Annotated in this window: 1 protein-coding gene and 1 pseudogene; both read right to left on the reverse strand. The window is 65.8% G+C overall.

Annotation, left to right across the window (positions count from 1 at the left end):
- Positions 1-921, reverse strand: a 921-nt coding sequence (locus tag KZA10_RS14805; protein ID WP_256934916.1) for an aminotransferase class I/II-fold pyridoxal phosphate-dependent enzyme, incomplete at its 3' end; no start/stop codon positions are given.
- 141 nt (positions 922-1,062) lie between these two features.
- A pseudogene (locus KZA10_RS14810) lies at positions 1,063-1,540 on the reverse strand (beta-ketoacyl-[acyl-carrier-protein] synthase family protein); the annotation flags it as partial.

Genomic DNA, 1,540 nt, shown 5'->3' on the forward strand with positions numbered 1-1,540 from the left:
AAGTACGGACTGCTGCAAGACGTCATCGACAAGATCAACACCTTGTTTGCCGGCACCGACGTCGACGAGATCAACGGCGTCAGCGCGGCCGAGACTATCCTCCGCCACGTCGTCGACAACCCGAAGATCCAGGCGGAGGCGATGGCGAACACCCCCATCGACTTCGAGACCTCGCCGACCATCGTCGCCGAGCTCGAAGATGTCATAGGTCAGGCAGAGCAGATCAGGGGCGAGAGTCGCCGTCGGGATGTGCACGGCGCCGTCGAACAGGATGCGATCGTAGATCTCGTCGGAGAGCAGCAGCAGCTGGTGCTCTCGAGCGATCTGCACCAAGCCCTCGAGGATCTGGCGGGAGTACACCACTCCCGTGGGGTTGTTCGGGTTGATGATGACCAGTGCCTTGGTGCGCGGCGTGATCTTCGATCGGATGTCCTCGAGGTCAGGCTGCCACTGGTCATCCTCATCGCAGAGGTAGTGGACGGGAGTGCCGCCGGCGAGGCTGGTCATCGCCGTCCAGAGCGGATAGTCCGGCGCCGGGATGAGGACCTCGTCGCCCTCGTCGAGCAGCGCCTGCATCGTCATCGTGATGAGCTCGGAGACACCGTTTCCGAGGTACACGTCGTCGGGGTCGAACCGCGGGAAGCCCTCGATCTCCTCGTACCGGCTCACCACGGCACGTCGAGCCGAGACGATGCCCTTGCTGTCGCTGTATCCGTGGGCCGTCGGCAGCGCGGCGAGCATGTCGCGCACGATCTGGTGCGGGGCGTCGAAGCCGAAGATCGCCGGGTTGCCGGTGTTCAGCTTGAGGATCTGATGCCCCTCCGCCTCCAAGCGCGCCGCCTCGACGAGGGCGTTTCCGCGAATCTCGTACAGGACGTTCTTGAGCTTCGACGACTGGTCGAAGTTGCGCGTTGGGGTCATCGACCAAGCCTACAGCGACGAGAGGAGGGCCAATCCACGCGGACTGGCCCTCCTCTGTGCGGAGAGACTACTTCTTCTTCTTGCACTCCGACATCCGTCCGTTCTCCCGACGCCTGGCACGGGTACGGGCGCCGGTCGGGCTCACTCGCACGCCGTGAGCAGCAGCGCCGCGTTGTGACCTCCGAATCCGAACGAGGTCGACAGCACCGTGCGGACCGGATGCGGTCGCTCCCGGTCGCGGACGAAGTCCCACCCGTCCGCGCACGGATGCGACAGGTTGATGGTCGGAGGCAGCACCTGATCGCGAAGAGTCATCGCGGCGATGACCGCTTCGGTGACGCCCGCTGCGCCGAGCAGATGCCCGGTGGTTGACTTCGTCGCGGTGAGTGGAACGGATGGCGCTCCTGATCCCAGCGCCTGTGCGAGCGCGACGAGCTCGGCTTTGTCGCCGAGAACCGTGCCCGTGCCGTGGGTGTTCACATGGTCGACCTGCGCGGCGCGGATGTCGGCGTCGGCGAGGCACGCATCGATCGCTTTGGTCGCCCCGGCGGCGTCCGGGTCCGGTGCCGTGGCGTGATGCGCGTCGCTGGTCGCACCGAACCCGGCGATGGTCGCGAGG

The sequence above is a fragment of the Microbacterium sp. BF1 genome (genome assembly GCF_019279095.1).
Lineage (GTDB): Bacteria > Actinomycetota > Actinomycetes > Actinomycetales > Microbacteriaceae > Microbacterium > Microbacterium maritypicum.